This window comes from Micromonospora sp. NPDC047074 (assembly GCF_040643815.1).
GTDB lineage: Bacteria > Actinomycetota > Actinomycetes > Mycobacteriales > Micromonosporaceae > Micromonospora.
In genome coordinates this window covers 18,995-36,254 of the sequence record NZ_JBEYVB010000018.1, presented here as the reverse complement: position 1 = coordinate 36,254, position 17,260 = coordinate 18,995, and the positions used below count along the sequence as shown (strand labels likewise).

At 73.4% G+C, this 17,260-nt stretch carries 14 protein-coding genes; 8 read left to right on the top strand and 6 right to left on the bottom strand.

Going from position 1 to position 17,260, the window contains the following annotated elements; translation table 11 throughout:
• Positions 1-18 precede the first annotated feature (18 nt).
• The 3 genes from ABZ809_RS21365 to dinB all read left to right on the top strand — a co-directional run bounded on the left by ABZ809_RS21365 (position 19) and on the right by dinB (position 2,742).
• Complete coding sequence (locus tag ABZ809_RS21365) at positions 19-411, top strand: peptidase inhibitor family I36 protein (protein ID WP_357564317.1); 393 nt, start codon at positions 19-21, stop codon at positions 409-411.
• Between the two features lie 10 nt (positions 412-421).
• Entirely contained in the window at positions 422-1,336 is a 915-nt protein-coding gene (locus tag ABZ809_RS21360) for a hypothetical protein (protein ID WP_357564316.1), read from the top strand.
• A 218-nt stretch (positions 1,337-1,554) separates the two neighbouring features.
• On the top strand, positions 1,555-2,742 hold the full coding sequence (dinB, locus tag ABZ809_RS21355) for a DNA polymerase IV (protein WP_357564315.1): 1,188 nt from the start codon (positions 1,555-1,557) through the stop codon (positions 2,740-2,742).
• Positions 2,743-2,778: 36 nt separating this feature from the next.
• On the opposite strand, the gene ABZ809_RS21350 is transcribed toward dinB, so the two are convergent.
• Complete coding sequence (locus tag ABZ809_RS21350) at positions 2,779-4,383, bottom strand: Na+/H+ antiporter (RefSeq protein WP_357564314.1); 1,605 nt, start codon at positions 4,381-4,383, stop codon at positions 2,779-2,781.
• A 178-nt stretch (positions 4,384-4,561) separates the two neighbouring features.
• On the bottom strand, positions 4,562-6,997 hold the full coding sequence (locus ABZ809_RS21345; RefSeq protein ID WP_357564313.1) for a M14 family metallopeptidase: 2,436 nt from the start codon (positions 6,995-6,997) through the stop codon (positions 4,562-4,564).
• Between the two features lie 263 nt (positions 6,998-7,260).
• Between ABZ809_RS21345 and ABZ809_RS21340 the strand changes: the two genes are divergently transcribed.
• From ABZ809_RS21340 to ABZ809_RS21325, 4 genes are all read left to right on the top strand, one after another.
• Positions 7,261-7,746, top strand: a complete 486-nt coding sequence (locus ABZ809_RS21340; RefSeq protein ID WP_357564312.1) for a hypothetical protein — start codon at positions 7,261-7,263, stop codon at positions 7,744-7,746.
• A 139-nt stretch (positions 7,747-7,885) separates the two neighbouring features.
• The gene (locus ABZ809_RS21335) at positions 7,886-8,380 is read left to right on the top strand and encodes a hypothetical protein (protein WP_357564311.1); all 495 of its coding nucleotides are present in this window, start codon (positions 7,886-7,888) and stop codon (positions 8,378-8,380) included.
• Positions 8,381-8,849: 469 nt separating this feature from the next.
• Positions 8,850-9,998 (top strand): helix-turn-helix transcriptional regulator, encoded by a 1,149-nt coding sequence (locus ABZ809_RS21330; protein WP_357564385.1) that lies wholly within the window; start codon positions 8,850-8,852, stop codon positions 9,996-9,998.
• A gap of 327 nt (positions 9,999-10,325) precedes the next feature.
• Positions 10,326-11,519 carry a helix-turn-helix domain-containing protein gene (locus tag ABZ809_RS21325; protein WP_357564310.1) on the top strand — a complete coding sequence of 398 codons (1,194 nt, stop codon included), beginning with the start codon at positions 10,326-10,328 and terminating at the stop codon, positions 11,517-11,519.
• 131 nt (positions 11,520-11,650) lie between these two features.
• Here the strand turns inward: ABZ809_RS21325 and iolD are convergent, their stop codons facing one another.
• Genes iolD through iolC form a run of 4 tightly spaced genes read right to left on the bottom strand, consistent with a single transcriptional unit; the run spans position 11,651 to position 16,255 of the window.
• Positions 11,651-13,495 carry a 3D-(3,5/4)-trihydroxycyclohexane-1,2-dione acylhydrolase (decyclizing) gene (iolD, locus tag ABZ809_RS21320; RefSeq protein ID WP_357564309.1) on the bottom strand — a complete coding sequence of 615 codons (1,845 nt, stop codon included), beginning with the start codon at positions 13,493-13,495 and terminating at the stop codon, positions 11,651-11,653.
• Positions 13,495-14,391, bottom strand: coding sequence for a 5-deoxy-glucuronate isomerase (gene iolB / locus ABZ809_RS21315; protein WP_357564308.1), 897 nt, complete (start codon positions 14,389-14,391; stop codon positions 13,495-13,497). Before iolB ends, iolD begins: the two co-directional genes overlap by 1 nt.
• The gene (locus ABZ809_RS21310) at positions 14,388-15,275 is read right to left on the bottom strand and encodes an aldolase (RefSeq protein WP_357564307.1); all 888 of its coding nucleotides are present in this window, start codon (positions 15,273-15,275) and stop codon (positions 14,388-14,390) included. The genes iolB and ABZ809_RS21310 overlap by 4 nt, the downstream gene beginning before the upstream one ends.
• The gene (gene iolC, locus ABZ809_RS21305; protein WP_357564306.1) at positions 15,272-16,255 is read right to left on the bottom strand and encodes a 5-dehydro-2-deoxygluconokinase; all 984 of its coding nucleotides are present in this window, start codon (positions 16,253-16,255) and stop codon (positions 15,272-15,274) included. Before iolC ends, ABZ809_RS21310 begins: the two co-directional genes overlap by 4 nt.
• 189 nt (positions 16,256-16,444) lie before the next feature.
• On the opposite strand from iolC, the gene ABZ809_RS21300 reads away from it, so the two are divergent.
• Entirely contained in the window at positions 16,445-17,182 is a 738-nt protein-coding gene (locus ABZ809_RS21300) for a GntR family transcriptional regulator (RefSeq protein ID WP_357564305.1), read from the top strand.
• The last annotated feature ends 78 nt before the right edge of the window (positions 17,183-17,260 follow it).

The following is a 17,260-nucleotide window of genomic DNA, read 5'->3' as shown; positions in this document are numbered from 1 at the left end:
TCCGAAAGGGAGTCATCAATGCGACAAGAGGCCCACAACCCGGTACGACGGGTCGCGCGAGTCGGTTCCTCGCTCGCCGCGCTCACGGCGGCCGCCGTGATCGGCAGCATGCTCACGGCCGCGCCCGCCAGCGCGGACCCCTGCCCCGGTGGCGCGCTGTGCGCGTACACCCAGTACGACTGGGGCGGCGCGCCCGGCACGGTCTACGGCGACAACACCAACCTGCTGCAGTACACGAAGTTCGCCAACGCCGCGTCGCTCTACAACAACGGTAATTCGTGCAACGTCACCGTCTACTACAACACCGGATACCGGGCGCCGGCCTACAACCTGAACCGGGGCACCGGCTGGAAGCGCCTGGGCAGCAACCTGTATCACCACGTCGGCTCCAACCGGTGGTGCCTCTACTGAGAGGCGTCCGATGAATCCGCAGAGGTGGGCGCAGGTGGTCCTGCTTCCCGTCCTGCTGGGGGTGGTCGGGTGCGCTGCCGCACCCGGCCGCACCGCCACGGTCGACCTTCCCCAGCCACTGGACGGTGTCACCTACTTCACCAGCGCCGAAAGCTCGGCCCTGCACGACGCGTACGAGGAGCTCGTCACGCGATGCATGAGGGACAGGGGGTTCGCGTACCGGCCGACCCCGCTCTCCTCGGCGACGCGTCTGCGCGACATCAATCCGTACGGGCTGCTCAGCAGGGAAGAGGCCAGGATCGACGGGTACCGGATCACCAGCTCCCTCGCAGGGGACGCGCAGGCCCGGCCGCGACCAGCTCAGGCGCCGACGTCGACGCCGGGCTGGGACGAGGCGCTTCTCGGCACCGAAGCCCACCGCGTGACCGTGCAACTTCCGGAAGACCACGAGATGTACTACAACAGCGACGGATGCACCTACCAGGCCACCGCCGCGCTGTACGGCGACGACTGGCAACGGTTGTACGACACCTTCCAGGTGCTGGCCAACCGGGTGGTCGAGACGGTGAGCCAGGATGCGGAGTTCCGCGGCGCCCAGTCCGTCTGGTCGGCATGCATGGAACGAGCAGGGCAACCGGCCCGGACGTTCGACGAGGCGCGCGGTCGCATCGAGGGCGCCTTCACCAGGGCGGCCGAGAACCGCTCCGACCTGATGCCGGTCGTCAGACAGGAGCTTGCCACGGCCGCCGCCGACGCCGACTGTCAGGACGAGGTCGGCATGACCGCCGCCGTCCGCGCGGCCCAGGGGCGTGCGCAGGCCGCGGTCCTGGACACGTCCAGACGGGGGCAGCTCGACCAACTCCGACGCCTGCGGGCGGAGGTGCTTCGACGGGTCACGGCGTCACCCGGAGCAACCCCGCGGTGATCTCGGCGGAAGGAACCGGACCGGCCGGGGCGGCCTCGACGGGCGGGTGGTCGCCCGTCGAGGCCGCCTCGGCGGCACGACGGGGATGAACGCCCGGCGGCCGCCGGTCCCGCAGGGGAGTTCGCCTACGGCTGCCCGCTCGACGAACCGTAGCCCTTACCGGCGCTGTTCGGGCAGGTCAGTGCCGCTACGCCAGACTTCCGTGCGAACATATGTTCGTGTCGCGCGAAGCCCACATCCTGCACGCCGACCTGGACGCGTTCTACGCGTCGGTCGAGCAGCGCGACGACCCGCGCCTGCGGGGCCGGCCGGTGATCGTCGGTGGCGGTGTGGTCCTCGCGTGCAGCTACGAGGCGAAGGCCCGGGGCGTACGCAGCGCGATGGGCGGCCGGCAGGCCCGCCGGCTCTGCCCGGAGGCGCTCGTCGTGCCGCCGAGGATGGCGGCCTACACGGCGGCCAGCCGGGCGGTGTTCGAGATCTTCCGGCAGGCCACCCCGGTCGTCGAGGGTCTCTCCATCGACGAGGCCTTTCTCGACGTCGGTGGCCTGTGGCGCCTGGTCGGGCCGCCCGCCGACATCGCCGCCCGGCTGCGCCGGGAGGTGCGCACGCGGGTCGGCCTGCCGATCACCGTGGGTGTGGCCCGGACGAAGTTCCTCGCCAAGGTGGCCAGCGGCGTCGCCAAGCCCGACGGTCTGCTGGTCGTGCCGCCCGACGGGGAGTTGGCGTTCCTGCATCCGCTGCCGGTGGAGCGGCTGTGGGGCGTCGGTCCGGTGACCTCGGCGAAGCTGCGTGAGCGGGGCGTGCGTACCGTCGGGCAGGTCGCCCGGCTCGGCGAGGCGACCCTGGTCTCGCTGCTCGGCGCGGGCGCCGGCCGGCACCTGCACGCCCTGGCGCACAACCGCGACCCCCGGCCGGTGCAGGTCGGCCGCCGGCGCTCCTCGATGGGCGCGCAGCACGCCCTAGGCGCCGGGCCGCACTCCCCCGCCGAGTTGGCGGCGATCCTCGGCGGCCTGGTCGACCGGGTGACCCGGCGGATGCGGGCGGCGTCGCGGGCGGGCCGGACGGTGACGCTGCGCCTGCGCTTCGGCGACTACACCCGCGCGACCCGTTCCCGCACCGTGGCCAAGGCGACCGCGGACACGGTCCCGCTGCTCGGCGCGGCCCGGGCGCTGCTGCGCGCGGCCCTGCCGGAGATCGAGCGGCGCGGGGTGACCCTCATCGGCGTGTCCGTCGGCAACCTGGACGACTCGCCCGTGCAGCCGCCGCTGCCGTTCGACCGCGACCCGGGGGCCGACCTGGACGCGGCGGTGGACGCGGTGCGCGACCGGTTCGGCTCGGCGGCGCTCACCCGGGCGGTGCTGCTCGGCCGTGCCCCCGGCCTGGAGATGCCGCTGCTGCCGGACTGAACGCCTTGCCGTCACCCGGCTCCCGGCGCAGCCGGGTCAGGACGGGGGCGGCGCCGGCAGGATGCTCTCCTCGTGGTCCAGTTCGCGCTCCAGGGTGCGCATGTCGGCGTCGGCGAGGCGACCGGCGTCCCGCCAGGCGAGCAGCTCGTCCCGCTGGGCGGCGATCATCTCCCGGCGGGCCCGCAGGGCGGCACGGTACCGGTCGTCCACCGGCAGCACCTGGTCCTCGACGTGGGAGAGCAGCGCCACCCGTTCGGTGTAGCGCCGGTGGCGGCCCTCGGCCGCCCGACGCAGCGGGTCGGCGACCTCGCGTACGCCCGGATCGGCCTCGGCGAGGGCGGTCAGCCGGTCGAGGGCGGCCTGCACCGCCGCGGCACGGGCCTGGTTGCGGGTGAGCGCCCGGCTGACGTCGGTGCCCGGCAGCCGCAGCCGGCGCAGCAGCGGGGCGAAGGTCAGCCCCTGGCCGACCAGGGTGACCAGCACCACCAGGTACGCGCAGAACAGCAGCAGGTCCCGGGCGGGCGTGCTCGCGGGCAGCGTGAAGGCCGCCGCGAGGGTGATGACACCCCGGGTGCCCGCCCAGCTCAGCGCAAGCAGTTCCCGGCCGGACAGCGGCGGGTTGTCCGGCCGGGGATCCCCGCCCAGGCGGGCGTGCATCCGGGCGGGCAGATGCGCGACGGCCAGCAGCCACAGCGGACGTACCAGCAGCACGGTGCCGACGGTGACGGCCCCCGCCGCGACGACGGTGCCGAGGTCGTAGGCGGCCAGCCCGCGGACGACGGCGGGCAGCTGCTGGCCGATGAGCAGGAACACGTAGCCCTCAAGGAGGTACTCCACCAGGTGCCAGACCGAACGGGTCTGCAACCGCGCGCCGCTGGACTGCAGGGACGCGCTGCGGTGGCCCAACCAGAGGCCGGCCACCACGACCGCCAGGACGCCGGAGACGTGCAGGCTCTCGGCCGCCGCGTAGGCGGCGAACGGGGTGCCCAGGGACAGGGCGTTGTCGGTCAGCGGATCGGAGGACATCTTCCGCAGGCGCGCGATGACCCACGCCACGGCCAGGCCGATGCCCAGCCCACCGGCGGCGACGAACACGAAGTCGCCCACCGCGTGCCCGACGGAGAACCGGCCGCCGACCGCCGTCGCCACGGCGACCTGCAGGATCGTCAGGGCCGTCGCGTCGTTCAGCAGCCCCTCCCCCTCGACCAGCGTGGTCAGCCGGGGCGACATGCCGGCCCGCCGGCCGATCGACAGCGCCGCCACCGGGTCCGGCGGGGAGACCGCCGCGCCCACCGCGATGGCGAAGCTCAGCGGGACGGCAGCCACCACCGCGTGCAGCCCGTAACCCACGGCCAGCGCCGTGACCAGGACGAGCGCGACCGACAGGCCGACCACGGTCCGGGCGTTGCGGCGCAGCGCGGTCAGGCTGGACTGCAGGGCGGCGGCGTAGAGCAGTGGGGGGATGACCAGGTAGAGCACGACCTCGGGGTCGAGTTCCAGGTTCGGGCCGGGCAGGTAGCCGTAGCCGATCCCGGCGAGGACCAGCAGCACCGACGCCGGCAGGTTGGTGCGGCGGGCCAGCGCGTTGGCCAGGACGACCACGGCCAGGCCGCCGAGGGCCAGAGCCAGCAGCGCGCCCATCTCCGCTGGTCCCTCCCCTGTCGGCAGCAACCTCGAGCACCACCGTAGCCGATCATGCGCCGGTGCTGGTCGGGGCGCGCCTGCCGGGGCCCGGAGGACACACGCGGGGCGGGGCCGCACGCGGCGGGGGTGCGCCGGGAGGAGGGAACCCGACGCACCCCCGTTCGCGCTTCGGCCGTCAGCGTCTCGGCAGCGCGGCCGTCTCCTTGCGGTAGTTGCGGCCGTTGCCGTCGGGGCGGTAGTTGTTCTCGACGTTGCCCGCCGAGTCCACCGAGAACCAGTGGACCCGGGTGCCTGCCGGGACGGTCAGCGTCTCGCCGCCCTCCCGGATGCCGGCCGAGCCGTAGAGCTTCGACGCGTACGTCGGGGCGGCCCGGTCCAGGGTGTAGAAGACCGCCGCCGGTTCGCTCGTGGAGAAGGTCACGTCCACCATGCCCGGCGTCGCGCTGGGCGCGACCGTCAGCGTGCTGCGCGGGCGGGTCCTGTCCTCGGCGAAGTCGCGGGCCACCCGCATCAGCTCGACCAGGCCGTTGGCGAACTCCATCGTCTCGTCGTGCGCCTCGTCCCACTCGGGTTGGAAGGAGGTGCCGACCTCGAAGTTCCAGGCGTAGATGCCGTACTTGTACCAGAGCATGTCGCCGGAGTTGCCGGCCGCCGAGTAGAGCACGTCGGAGATCGGCCCGGTGCGCGCCGGGGTGACCGCCATGTTGCGGTGCCGCTTGATGGCGGCCAGGATCCGCGACGACGCGCCCCAGAAGGCCGACTCCTCGGCGAGCGTCGGGCGGGGCGCGGAGACCCGGTCGGGCAGCGCGTACGCCCCAGGCGACCACATGAAGTAGTTGCCCGAGGAGTGCAGGTTCATCGAGAACCGGATGTTCGGGCGGGCGGCCAGCCAGTCGAGGTTGCGGTTCTCCGGCTCGGACAGCTCGCTCGGCCCGGCGTACGTGCCGCTGGTGCAGCTCGTCGACGCGCCCGAGTAGCCGTCGAAGAGGCTGTACTCCGTGTAGTTGCGGTTGTTGTCCACGCCCCAGGAGTTGCGGGCCAGGAAGTCGGCCGGCCCGACCGACGGGTCGCAGTGGTTGGTCATGTTCTTGCGCTGCGAGTTGAAGTCGTAGAAGGAGTAGTGACCGCCGTCGGGGTTGATCGACGGGGCGATCCAGATGTCGAGGTTGTCCAGCAGTTGCCGGGTCCGGCCGTCGTGGGCGTAGTTGCGCAGCAGCCGCTCGGCGGTCTCGACCGTGACCAGCGGCGGCACCCATTCACGAGCATGTTCCTGGGCGTACGCGAGCACGCCGAGCTTCGAGCCGTCGCGGTGCTTGCCGATCCGGATGGCGTACACCGGATGCGGGTCGCGGGAGACGCTCGCGGGGGCGCTCAGGCCGTCGCTGAGCGGGGTCCGCGCGGCCGGCGCGACCACGCCGGTGCCCGGGCTGCCCCGATAGGTGTACGCCCGCAGCAGCGCCCCGGCCCCGGCGTTAAGCGCGGCGACGACCTGGGCGGCGGTGCTGGTCACCGCCCCGGCGCCGCCGGTGCCGAGGGTGACCCGCACGGCGGAACCGGCGACGGTCACCGCCAGCGGGCTGTCCGCCGCGCCAGGGTCGGCGAGTTCCACGGAGACGTCGTTGCCGCCCTCGTGCCCCCAGGCCCGGGAGTCCACCGCGACCCGGCTGTCGGCGGCGGTGCCGAGCACCGCCTGGGCGTGCCGCCGGTAGCCGTTGGTCCGGTACGGCAGCTCGACGATCTCGGCCAGGCGCGGGAACTGGGCCGCGAGCTGGTGGATCCGCGCGTACAGCTCGGTGGGCGTCAGGTAGCTGGTGACGAAGTCCTTCTGGTAGCCCGGGCCCTCCGGGCCGTCGCCCGGGGTCGGCAGCCACTCCTGGACCTCGGCCACGGCGACGTCGCCGGTCGGGCTGGTGATCCGGATCCGGTCGGGCCGGCTGGTCACCGTCGCGGCGCCCCGGTGGTAGAGGTAGACGCCGGCGTCGACGAAGCGGGAGATGGTCTGCGTGCCGCCGGAGCCGAACTCGGTGCCGGGGCCGCTGTCCCGCTCGACGGTGAGCGCGTCGGCGGCGCTCTGTCCCTGCGCCCACTTCGCCTCGACCGAGAGGACCTGGCTCGTTCCGGACGTGTAGTAGTCCGCCCGGATGATCTTGACATCGGAGACGGCGGACGCGGTCGGGCCGGCCGTGGTGGCGGCGAACTCCCGGTTGCGCGCCACGTGCCCGGCGATGGTCGCCGCGCGCTCCGCGACCCGGGCGCGGGCGTCGGCGGGGCGGTGCAGCACCTCGCCCAGGGTGAAACCGGCCTTGGTCAACGCCGCGGCCTCGCTGGCGGTGACGACCGCGTGCGCCACCACGCCGTCCGCGGTGCGCTCGACGTGGTGGTCGAGGTCGACGCCGGTGGCGACGAGGGCGTCGAGCTGGGCGGTGCCGGTCAGCAGCACCTCCACGACGTTCGCCTCCTCGTCGGCGACCCGCACCAGCTCCATGGGAGGCTCGGCGGCGGGTACGACGGCCGAGGCCGGGTTGACCAGCAGCACCACGGCGGTGGCGGCGGCCAGCGCGGCCGGGACGGGAAGGCGGCGTCGCCACCGGGTACCTAGGGGATCACGCATGGGTCGACCCTTCTGGTGTGGGCGGCGGACCGACGCCGCCGGATCGCGGAAGCGCCCTCCGGCTGGTGGACGATCGGCTGTTCCGGTCGGGTCCGTGAGCTGGGGTCATCCTCAGCGCGCACAAAGTCATCTGTCAATCCCCGTCGATGCCTGGCCCCGGCACGCCTGTCGATCGGTCGGTGGTGCGCGGTGGCGGGCGTCGGCGTTCCGGCCGCATACTCACGCAGGCAAGGTGGGCGGATCGCGGGAAGAAGGCGGCAGACATGACGGGGCGGCGCCGGATGACGATCCCGATCACCGCGCTCGTCCTGGTCCTGTGCGTCCCGGTGGCGTCCTGGTGGCTCATCGGCGACCTCACCGGCGACGAGGCCCGCCGACTCGCGGCCGAGGGCGTCGACTTGGACTACGCGGTCCGGCCGGTGAGCCTCGGCGCCGCCGGGGACCGCATCGTCGGCGCGCTGGCGTGCGTCGGCGCCGTCGCCGCGTTCGCGGTGCTGCTCCGGGCCATGGCACGCCGCCGTCTCGATCGCCGGTGGTGGCGGGTGCTGCTGCCGCTCGTCGCGGCCGGCGTCCTCGTCGGTTTCGCCTGGCGGGTGCTGACCGCCGGCGGGATCGGCGCCAACATCGGAGCGGGCCTGATGCTCATGGCGGGTGGGCCGGCCCTGGCGATCCTGCTGACGGTTGCTGCCGTCGCCGCGCTGCGGCTGCGCGGGAACCGGGCGCCGCGACGCCCGTACGGCTCCGGGTGAACGACCCGACCGAGGAGGTGAGCCCCGTGAACGCAGTTCGCACGTGGTGCTCCCTTCCGGGCGGGCGGGCGGGCGGGCGGCTGACGCTAACGCCGCCGGGAGCGCCCATCAGGATGGCACTCCTGAAAGGCACCAGACCATGCATTCTGTGCGTTTCACCGCCGAGACCTCGTCCGGCGGTGTCGTCGAACGGGACTTCCTCGTGTGCGAGATCCCGGGTGCGCTCTGGGCACCCGCATCCGGCGCCGACCATGCCCCGATCGTGCTCTCGGGGCATAACGGCGGCATGCACAAGAAGGCGTCGGGGCTCCTGGCCAGCGCCCTGCGCGCCGTGACCACCTGGGGGTTCAACGTCGCCGCGATCGACGCCCCACGACACGGCGACCGTCCGCGTACGGACTTTCAGGAGCGGGCCCGTACGGAGATCCGGGAAGCCGTGGTGTCGGGTGACACCTCGCGGTTCGCGGCGGCCAGCGTCCGCTTCACGGCCTCGCTCGCGGAACAGTCCGTGTCGGAATGGCAGGCGACGCTGGACGCGGAGAAGACGTTGCACGCAAGGCCGGGCGACCACCACAGCGCTCGGTGGGTCGGGGTGGACGACACGTTCCTGTCCCGTCACCTGGGCCGGGCCTAACCCGACCGACGCCGGTGCCCGACGCCAAGCTGAGCATCGGCGACATTGGCGGATTTGATTCCGCCAGACAAGCACGCGACTGACAAGCGAGGGATCGAGCAGCGGACAACCGCGCTCGCCGCCCGACCCCTCGCGATATGCCTGACCAACGCTGACCGGCCACACCTTGCCCCTCTACGAAGCCTGGACGCTGGTTGGGCCCGGTCTGGCTCCCGAACCGCCCCCACGCAGACCAGGGAGGCCGCTCTATTGCGGTGTTGGATGCCCCGATGTCGGTCGGCAGCGGAGGTTAGCGAATCGGTCTGACGCGATGGCGACGCAGCCCCTGAACCAATCGGCACAGAAGGCACCGTCGGTGCACAACCGTGTACCGTCCGATGTGGCAGCCTGCCGAAAGAAGCCCGCAGGAATCTCATGTCATCTGGGAGCGCCGCTCATGCCTCGCCGGCCCATACCTGCTGATCCGTCGATTGGTGATCGCATTCGTGCCCGTCGGGAGTTGCGTGGCTGGAGTGTGCGGTATGCAGCCAGCCGGGCGGGCATCTCCCACACGTCGTGGTCGCGGATCGAGCGGGGTCAGCAGCGCACTGACCGGTACATGGTGGTGGATCTTGCAGCCGCTCTCGAGTGTTCGGTGGTTGACTTGACCGGGCAGGCGTACACCCCCGCTGATCGGCAGCTTGATGCCGCCCGCATTGATGCCGAACGGGTGTGGCGGATCATGATGGACACGCCGACGGCCCGGCGCTCCGACGCGGCGGCGACTGTCGAGCAGGTGCGTCGGGAGGCGGCGCTCGTGCGTGGCCTGTACGGGCGGTGCGACTACGCGGGTGCCTTGCGGCGGCTCGTGGACCTCGTGCCGGCGATGCACGGACTCGACGATCGACAGGCTGCGTTGACGGAGATGGTGCCCGTGTATGGCGTGGCGATGGGGTCGCTGCTGAACGTCAGTTACCCGGCACATGCCTGGCTCGCCGCGGAGCGCTGTGCTGAGGCGGCCGAGTTGCTTGACGACCCGGTGGCAGCCGGGGTTGCGGCAGCCAACCGGGCGCGCGTGTCGGCCTACTCGGGTGCGTACGGTCCGGCGCGGGAGTTGTGCGAGGTGGCGGGGGCCGATCTTGCAGGTAGCGGGGCGGCCGGGGCGTTGGACGTGCTGGGGTTCCTGCACCTGGCGCGGGCCCATCACCTCGCCGGCCTACGCGATCAAATCGGTGCGGAGGAGCATCTCTCGGAGGCGGCTCGGATCGCGGCCCGCACCGGGGAGACCGACAGTTGGGATCTCGCCTGGGGGCCACGGAACGTCGCGCTGTGGCGTATGGCGTTCCTGCTCGACACGGGCCGTCCGGAGGCGGCATTGGAGACGGCGGCGGGCGTGGAGTTGACTGGTCTGCCGGCGGTGCGGCAGGTGTATTTCTGGCTCGACATGGGCCGTGCCGCAGAGGCGGTCGGACGCGATCGTGACGCTGTGCGGATGCTGCTCGCCGCGGAACGGGTCGGTCCACAGCATTCCCGATCCTCGGTGTCGGCTCGGGAGACGGCGCGCTCGTTGCTGCGCAAGGGGGCGACGTCGCCGGAGTTGCGAGGGCTTTGCGAGCGGATGAGCCTGACCACACAGTAGTGGTGCGTAAGCGTTCCAGCCTGCAGATGTGCGGTCCGTAGCGTCCTGATTACAGCGCGGCCGCACGTTCGTCCCTTCTCGATCTGCTGCGGTCGCACCGTTGAGCCGGCCCGACGGTGGGTGAGATCTCCCGACGACACCGTCGCGCCCTGTCGGACGAGGGGTCACACGTGGGCGGTACGGAACTCGATCGGGGCAACGGCCGGGGCGAGCAGGCGGAAGCGGCGGAGCGGGAGGCCGCAAAGCAGCGGATTCTCGCGCAGGCCGAGGCGGAACGAATACCAACGGAGGAGACGACCCGGGCGGTGCCGGATCGGCGGTGGCGTCGTGGGCGATGAACCGGTGCCACTCGGTCGGCGGGTGGCGTATCTGCGGGTGCGGCGGAGACTGTCGCAGCAGTCGTTCGCGGACAGACTTGGGAAGTCGAAGAGCTGGGTGGACAAGGTCGAGCGTGGGGTGCGCTCGTTGGAGCGGGTGTCGACCATCCGCGACATCGCCGCCGTGCTGCGGGTCGACGCCGCAACCCTGCTCGGAGGCGACGCCCAGCCCGCCGCCGGGATGTCCGTCCGTTGTGCGGGTGTCGCTCGAATTCGCGCGGCGTTGTCGACGTACGCGATGGCACACGGCCAGCCGGCGGCCCGTCGAGAGGCCATGCCGCCGGATCTGCTCGCCCGGGAGGTGGAACACGCGTGGACCACCTACCAGCATGCCCGCTACCCGCACCTGATCGAGTCGTTACCGACACTGTTGACCGAGGTCCAACGCGTACACGTCCACGACCCGGGAGCAGTGCGGATGCCCGTGGTGGAGGCGTACCGCGTCACGGCGGCGCTGCTGGTCAAGCTGAACGAAGCCAGCCTCGCCTGGCTGGCCGCCGACCGGGCGATGTTCGCCGCGACCGGTGACCGGACAGCGCTGGCGTGCGCGGCGGTGCAACTCGGCCAGGCGCTCAGGGCATCGGCACGGACGCGGGCGGTCATGCTCGCCGCCGCCCACGAGATCGCCCTGCCCGACCTCACGTCGGGCGAACCACAGAGATTGGCGCTGTGCGGCTCGCTGCTCGTGCAGGCCGCACTGATCGCAGCCAGATCCGGCAACGACCGTGCGGCTGACGATCTGTTGGACGAGGCTGCCGAGATGGCCGCCCGAGTCGGTGACGGACATGACCATCACCGCACCTCGTTCGGGCCGACCGCCGTCGAGTTGGCTCGGGTCGCCGCCGCGGTCGAGCTGGGCGACGGACCGGCGGCGGTCGCCCGGCATGAGAGGGCAGTCGGGCGGGACGGGTGGCGGTGCCTGCCGATCGAGCACCGCGCGGCGCATCTGGTCGACGCGGCTCGCGCGTACCTTCAGACCGGCGACGCCGCAAACGCCGCCCGGCTGCTGATGCAGGCCGACAGCACCGCACCCGCCGAAGTCCGGCACCGGCCGGCGGTACGAAAGGTGGTCGCCCAGGTCGCCCGCGAGCCGGACGCCCCCACGACGATCACCCAACTCGCCATCGGCCTCGGGCTGGTGTGAACATCACCATGCCGTTCCTGTCCCTGGCCCAGATCCGCAACCGCACCCGGCTGCGGCCGCCGCAGGACCGGCATGTCCTGCTTCCGACAGGCGGCGCCGCCCGCGCTGGCCGCACCACCGCCGCCATACGGTCAGGCGGGACGCAGGCGGGTGTGCCGGCCCTTGCGGCCCTCCTCGTACGCGGCCCGGGCGGCCCGCCCCTGCGCGGTGCTGGAGACCTCGGCGACGGGCACGTCCCACCACGCGCCGCCGTCCGGGCCGGCCTCGAACCGGTCGGTGAGCACGTGCAGCACGGTGGTGCGGGTCGACGCCTTCGCCGCGTCGAGCGCCGCGCGCAGCTCCCGGGTGGTCGACACCCGGATCACCTCCGCGCCGAGGCTGGCCGCGTTGGCGCCGAGGTCGATCGGCAGCGGCGCCCCGGCCCGGTCGGCGTAGGCGGTGCCGAGCCGGTGCGCGCCGACGCTCTCCGAGAGCCGGCCGATGGAGGCGAAGCCGGAGTTGTCGACCAGCACCACGACCAGCTTGACGCCCTCGGCGACGGCCGTGGCCAGCTCGCTCGGCAGCATCAGGTAGGACCCGTCGCCGACCAGCACGAACACCTCGCGGTCGGGCGCGGCCAGCCGGACGCCGATCCCGCCGGCGATCTCGTAGCCCATGCACGAGTAGCCGTACTCGACGTGGTAGCTCTTCGGGTCGGCACTGCGCCACAGCCGGTGCAGGTCGCCGGGCATCGACCCGGCCGCGCAGACCACCACGCCGCGCTCCCCGGCGGCGTCGTTGACCGCGCCGATGACGGCCGTCTGGGTGGGCCGCGCGTCGGGCTCGGCGTGCCGGGCGGCGTCCGCCACGGCCGCCCACCGCTCGCGCAGCCGCCCCACCGCCGCCCGGTGCCCCGGGTCGGCGGCCCAGCCGGCGCAGGCCGCGTCGAGGGCGGCGAGGCTCTCCCGGGCGTCGCCGACGACCTGCGCGCCGGAGAGCTTGGCGGCGTCGAATCCGGTGACGTTGAGATTGACGAAGCGCGCGGCGGCGTCGAACAGGGTGCCGGAGGCGGTGGTGAAGTCGCTGTAGCGGGTGCCTACCCCGATCACCACGTCCGCGCCGGCCGCGATCTCGTTGGCGGCGGTGGTGCCGGTGACGCCGACCGCGCCGAGGGCGAGCGGATGGTCGTACGGCATCGCGCCCGTGCCGGCCTGGGTCTCGGCGACCGGCACGCCGTGCTCCTCCGCGAACCGGCGCAGCGCCTCGGTGGCCCCGCTGTAGATCACGCCGCCGCCGGCCACCACCAGCGGCCGGCGGGCCGCCCGCACGATGCCGGCGGCCCGGGCCAGCGCCGCGTCGTCGGGCCGGGGGCGCGGCACGTGCCAGGTCCGCTCGGCGAACAGCTCGTCGGGCCAGTCGTACGCCTCGGCCTGCACGTCCTGCGGCAGGGCGAGGGTGACCGCGCCGGTCTCCGCCGGGTCGGTGAGCACCCGCATGGCCGCCAGCAGCGCCGCCGGCAACTGCTCGGGCCGGTTGATCCGGTCCCAGTAGCGGGAGACCGGCCGCAGGGCGTCGGTGACGCTGACGTCGTAGGAGCGCGGGTCCTCCAGCTCCTGCAGCACCGGGTTGGCCGGCCGGGTGGCGAAGATGTCGCCGGGCAGCAGCAGCACCGGCAGCCGGTTGACGGTGGCGCCGGCCGCGCCGGTGACCAGGTTCGTCGCGCCCGGGCCGATCGAGGTGGTGCAGGCCAGGGTGCTCAGCCGGTCGGTCATCCGGGCGTACGCCGCCGCCGTGTGCACCATGCCCTGCTCGGTGCGGCACAGGTGGTACGGCAGGTCCGCGCCCGTGCTGGCCAGCGCCTCGCCGATCCCGGCGACGTTGCCGTGGCCGAAGATGCCGAAGCAGGCGGGGACCAGCCGGCGGCGTATCCCGTCGCGCTCGGAGAACTGCCGGGCCAGGAACGTCACGGTCGCCTGGGCCACGGTGAGTCTGGGCATCACGCCTCCCGGGTGGTGGGGCCGGTCAACGGCAGTCGCGGGTCGACGGGCTGGTCGGTCCAGCCGGCGCGGATCCAACCGTGCCGGGGATCGTCCACACAGGCCATGCTCCGGGCGGCACCGGGGCCGGCCAGCACGTTGAGGTAGTAGAGGTCGTAGCCGGGCGCGGCCATCGACGGGCCGTGATAGCCGTACGGGACCAGCACCGTGTCGCCGGTACGCACCTCGGCCAGCACGTCGATCGGCCGGTCGACGGTGCCGTAGACCCGCTGGTAGCCCACCGGCCCCGCGCCGGGCGCCCCGCCGGCGACCTCGAAGTGGTAGATCTCCTCCAGTGCCGCCTCCACCCGGCCGTCGTGGTGCGTGCGGTCCTCCTCGTGCTTGTGCGGCGGGTACGACGACCAGTTCCCGCCGGGGGTGAGCACCTCCACGGCGACCAGCCGGTCGCAGTCGAAGGCCTCCGGCGCGCAGAAGTTGTTGAGCTGCCGGCTGGCCGGGCCGGCGCCGCGCAGCTCGACGGGCACGTCCCGGGCCGCGCCGTAGCGGGGCGGGAGCCGGCGGGTGGCCCGGGCCGACGGCAGGGCGAAGCGTCCCTCGCCCCGGATCGTCACGGTGGCGTCGCGGGGCAGGTAGGCGAAGTCGGTGACCGCGGCGAAGACCGACGGGCGCCCGGTCAGGGTGAACAGCACCCCGTCGCAGCGCACCGTGCCGGCGCCGGCCAGCGGCAGTACCAGCATCTCCTCGTCGCCGGTGGCGAAGCTGACCTCGCCGTCGGCGGGCAGGGTGAGCACCCGCAGGCCGGCGTACGTCCAGCCGGCCCGCTCGGGGGTGACCTCCAGCGCCCACGGCCCCCGGGCGGTGCCGCCCCACGGCAGGTGGGCGTCGGCCGTCCTCACGCGGCCTGCCCGGTCGGCAGCAGCGAGCCGGCGAGGTCCACGGCGGCGGCCACGTCGTCGTCGGGTGGGTAGAGCAGGGCCCGGCCGACGACCAGGCCGCGCACGCCGGGCAGTCGCAGGGCCCGCGCCCACCGCGCGTAGACCACGTCCGGGTCCTCCACCGGATCGCCGCCGAGCAGCAGCACCGGCAGGGTGGTCGCGGCCATCACCCGCTCCATCTCGTCGATCGCCGGCAACTTCAACCAGGTGTACGCGGAGGTGGCGCCGAGGGCCTGCCCGACGCTGACGCCCCGGATGATCGCCTCGGGGCGCAGGTCGACGGCGACCCGCCCGCCGCTGCGCGCCACCCACAGCGGCTCGACCATGGCCACGGTGCGGTGCGCGGCCAGCCCGGTGACGGCCTGGGCGCACGCCTGGAGGGTCGACACGCTGCCCGGGTCGGCCGGGTCGATGCGGCACAGCATCTTGCCGCCGTCGTAGCGCATCGCGGCGATGCTGTCGGCGTCGTACGCGGTGAACCGGTCGTCGAGTTCGAACGCGGCACCGGCGAGGCCGCCGCGGTTCATCGAGCCGATCGCCAGGCGGTTCTCCAGCGCGCCGAGCAGCAGCAGGTCCTCCAGGACGTCGGGGGTGCCGAGCACGCCGTCGACGCCGGGCCGGGACAGCGCCAGGCGCAGGCGGTCCAGCAGGTCGGCCCGCCCGGCCATGGCCATCGGCTTGTCGCGTACGCCCAGGGAGCCGCGGGCGGGGTGATCGGCGGCGATGATGAACAGCGGGCGCCCGGGCTCGGGCCAGGGCCGGCGGACGCGGCCGGCGGCGGCCTCGGCGATCGCCTGCGGCCGGTGGGCGCGGGTGCGGGTCAACGTCTCGTAGTCGGTGCTCACCGGTCTTCTCCTCCCGGTGCGGGGGTCGCGGGGACGGGGTCCGGCGGCACGTCCCGGGCCAGGGCCGCGGTCTCGGCGTAGTCGGGCATGGCGGCGGAGCAGGCCAGCCGGGAGGCGACGATGGCGCCGGCGGCGTTGGCGAAGCGCAGCGTCCGTTCCAGCGGCCAGTCGCGCAGCAGCCCCAGGCAGAGCGCGCCACCGAACGCGTCGCCCGCGCCGAGACCGTTGACCACCTCCACGGGCACCGGTGGCACCCGGACGCACTCCGTTGCGGTGCGGGCGAGCACCCCCTCGGGGCCGAGCTTCACCACCGCCAGCCCTGGACCCCGCTCCAGCAGGAGGTCGGCGGCCCGCTCCGGGTCGCGGGTGCCGACCGCGATCTCCACCTCGTCGAGGTTGCCGACGGCGACGGTGACCCCGGGCAGCGCCTCGGCCACCGCGGCCGTGGCGGCGCGTGCGTCGGGCCAGAACATCGGCCGGTGATCCAGGTCGAGCACGGTGTGCGCGCGGCCGGCCCGGGCGGCCAGCGCGGCGGCGTGCGCGTCCCGGCTGGGCTGCTGGCACAGGCCGGTCCCGGTGAGCCAGAAGATCCGGGCGGCGACGATCGCGGCCAGGTCCAGCTCCTCGGCACGGATCTGCAGGTCGGGCGCCGTGGGCGTGCGGTAGAACCAGAGCGGGAAGTGGTCCGGCGGGAAGATCTCGCAGAACGTCACCGGGGTGGGCAGGCCGTCGACGGGGTGGACGTGGCTGTCGTCCACACCGTATTCGCGCAGCGCCTTGTGCACGTAGCCGGCGAAGGCGTCGGTGCCGGTGCGGGTGATGACGCCGGAGCGCAGGCCCAGGCGGGCCGCCGCGACGGCGACGTTGGTCGGGCTGCCGCCGAGGAACCTGCCGAAGGTCTCGACGTCGGCCAGCGGGGTGGCGACCTGCAACGGGTAGATGTCCACCCCGATGCGGCCGATGGTGAGCACGTCGAGCATGCGGCGCCCTTCGTCCCGGCCGGCGTCGGCGTACCCGCCGACTCGGTCCTGCCCATGATTGGTAACAGTGCCCTGTGAGTTGTGTCAATGTGTTGTCATGACATCCTCGCTCTGCGCTCGGTGACGACTTCGGTACAGTGGCGCGCACCAGCACGCCCGATCCCGCGTCGCCGAAGCGAGGAGGTTTCCGTGACCGGCCCCGAGATCGCGGTCGACCGCAGCAGTCCCGTCCCGCTCTACTTCCAGGTCGCGGAGCAGTTCGCCGCGGCGATCGAACGCGGCGAGCTCACCCCCGGCGACCGCCTGGACAGCGAGCTGCAACTCGCCGACCGGCTGGGGTTGTCCCGCCCGACCGTGCGGCAGGCGATCCAGCACCTGGTCGACAAGGGACTGATCGTGCGTCGCCGGGGCGTGGGGACCCAGGTCGCGCGCGGCGAGGTCCGGCGGGCGGTCGAGCTGACCAGCCTGCACGACGACCTGCTGCGGGCCGGGCAGCGACCGTCCACATCGGTGCTGGAGCTGACCACCGTGCCGTGCCCCGCCGACGTGGCCGCCGCGCTCGGCGTGCCGGTTGGCAGCGAGGTGCAGCACCTGCGCCGGCTGCGGCTCTCCGACGGGGAGCCGCTGGCGGTGATGGAGAACTGGCTCCCGGCGGACCTGGTGCGCCTGAGCCTGGAGGCGTTGCAGGCCGGCGGTCTCTACGCGATCCTGCGCGCCGGCGGCCGCCGGATCCGGGGCGCGCACCAGCGGATCGGGGCGCGGGCCGCCACCAGCGCCGAGGCCCAGATGCTCGGCGAGCGACGGGGCGCGCCGCTGCTCACGATGACGCGCACCGCGTACGACGACGAGGGACGCCACGTCGAGCACGGCGCGCACATCTACCGGGCCAGCCGGTACTCGCTCGAGGTGACCGTCGCCGAACGATGACGGCGACGGCCACGATGAATGTTTCACGCCCATTTCACTGACAGGTATTTACGTCGTCAGGCTGTCATGACATTGTGG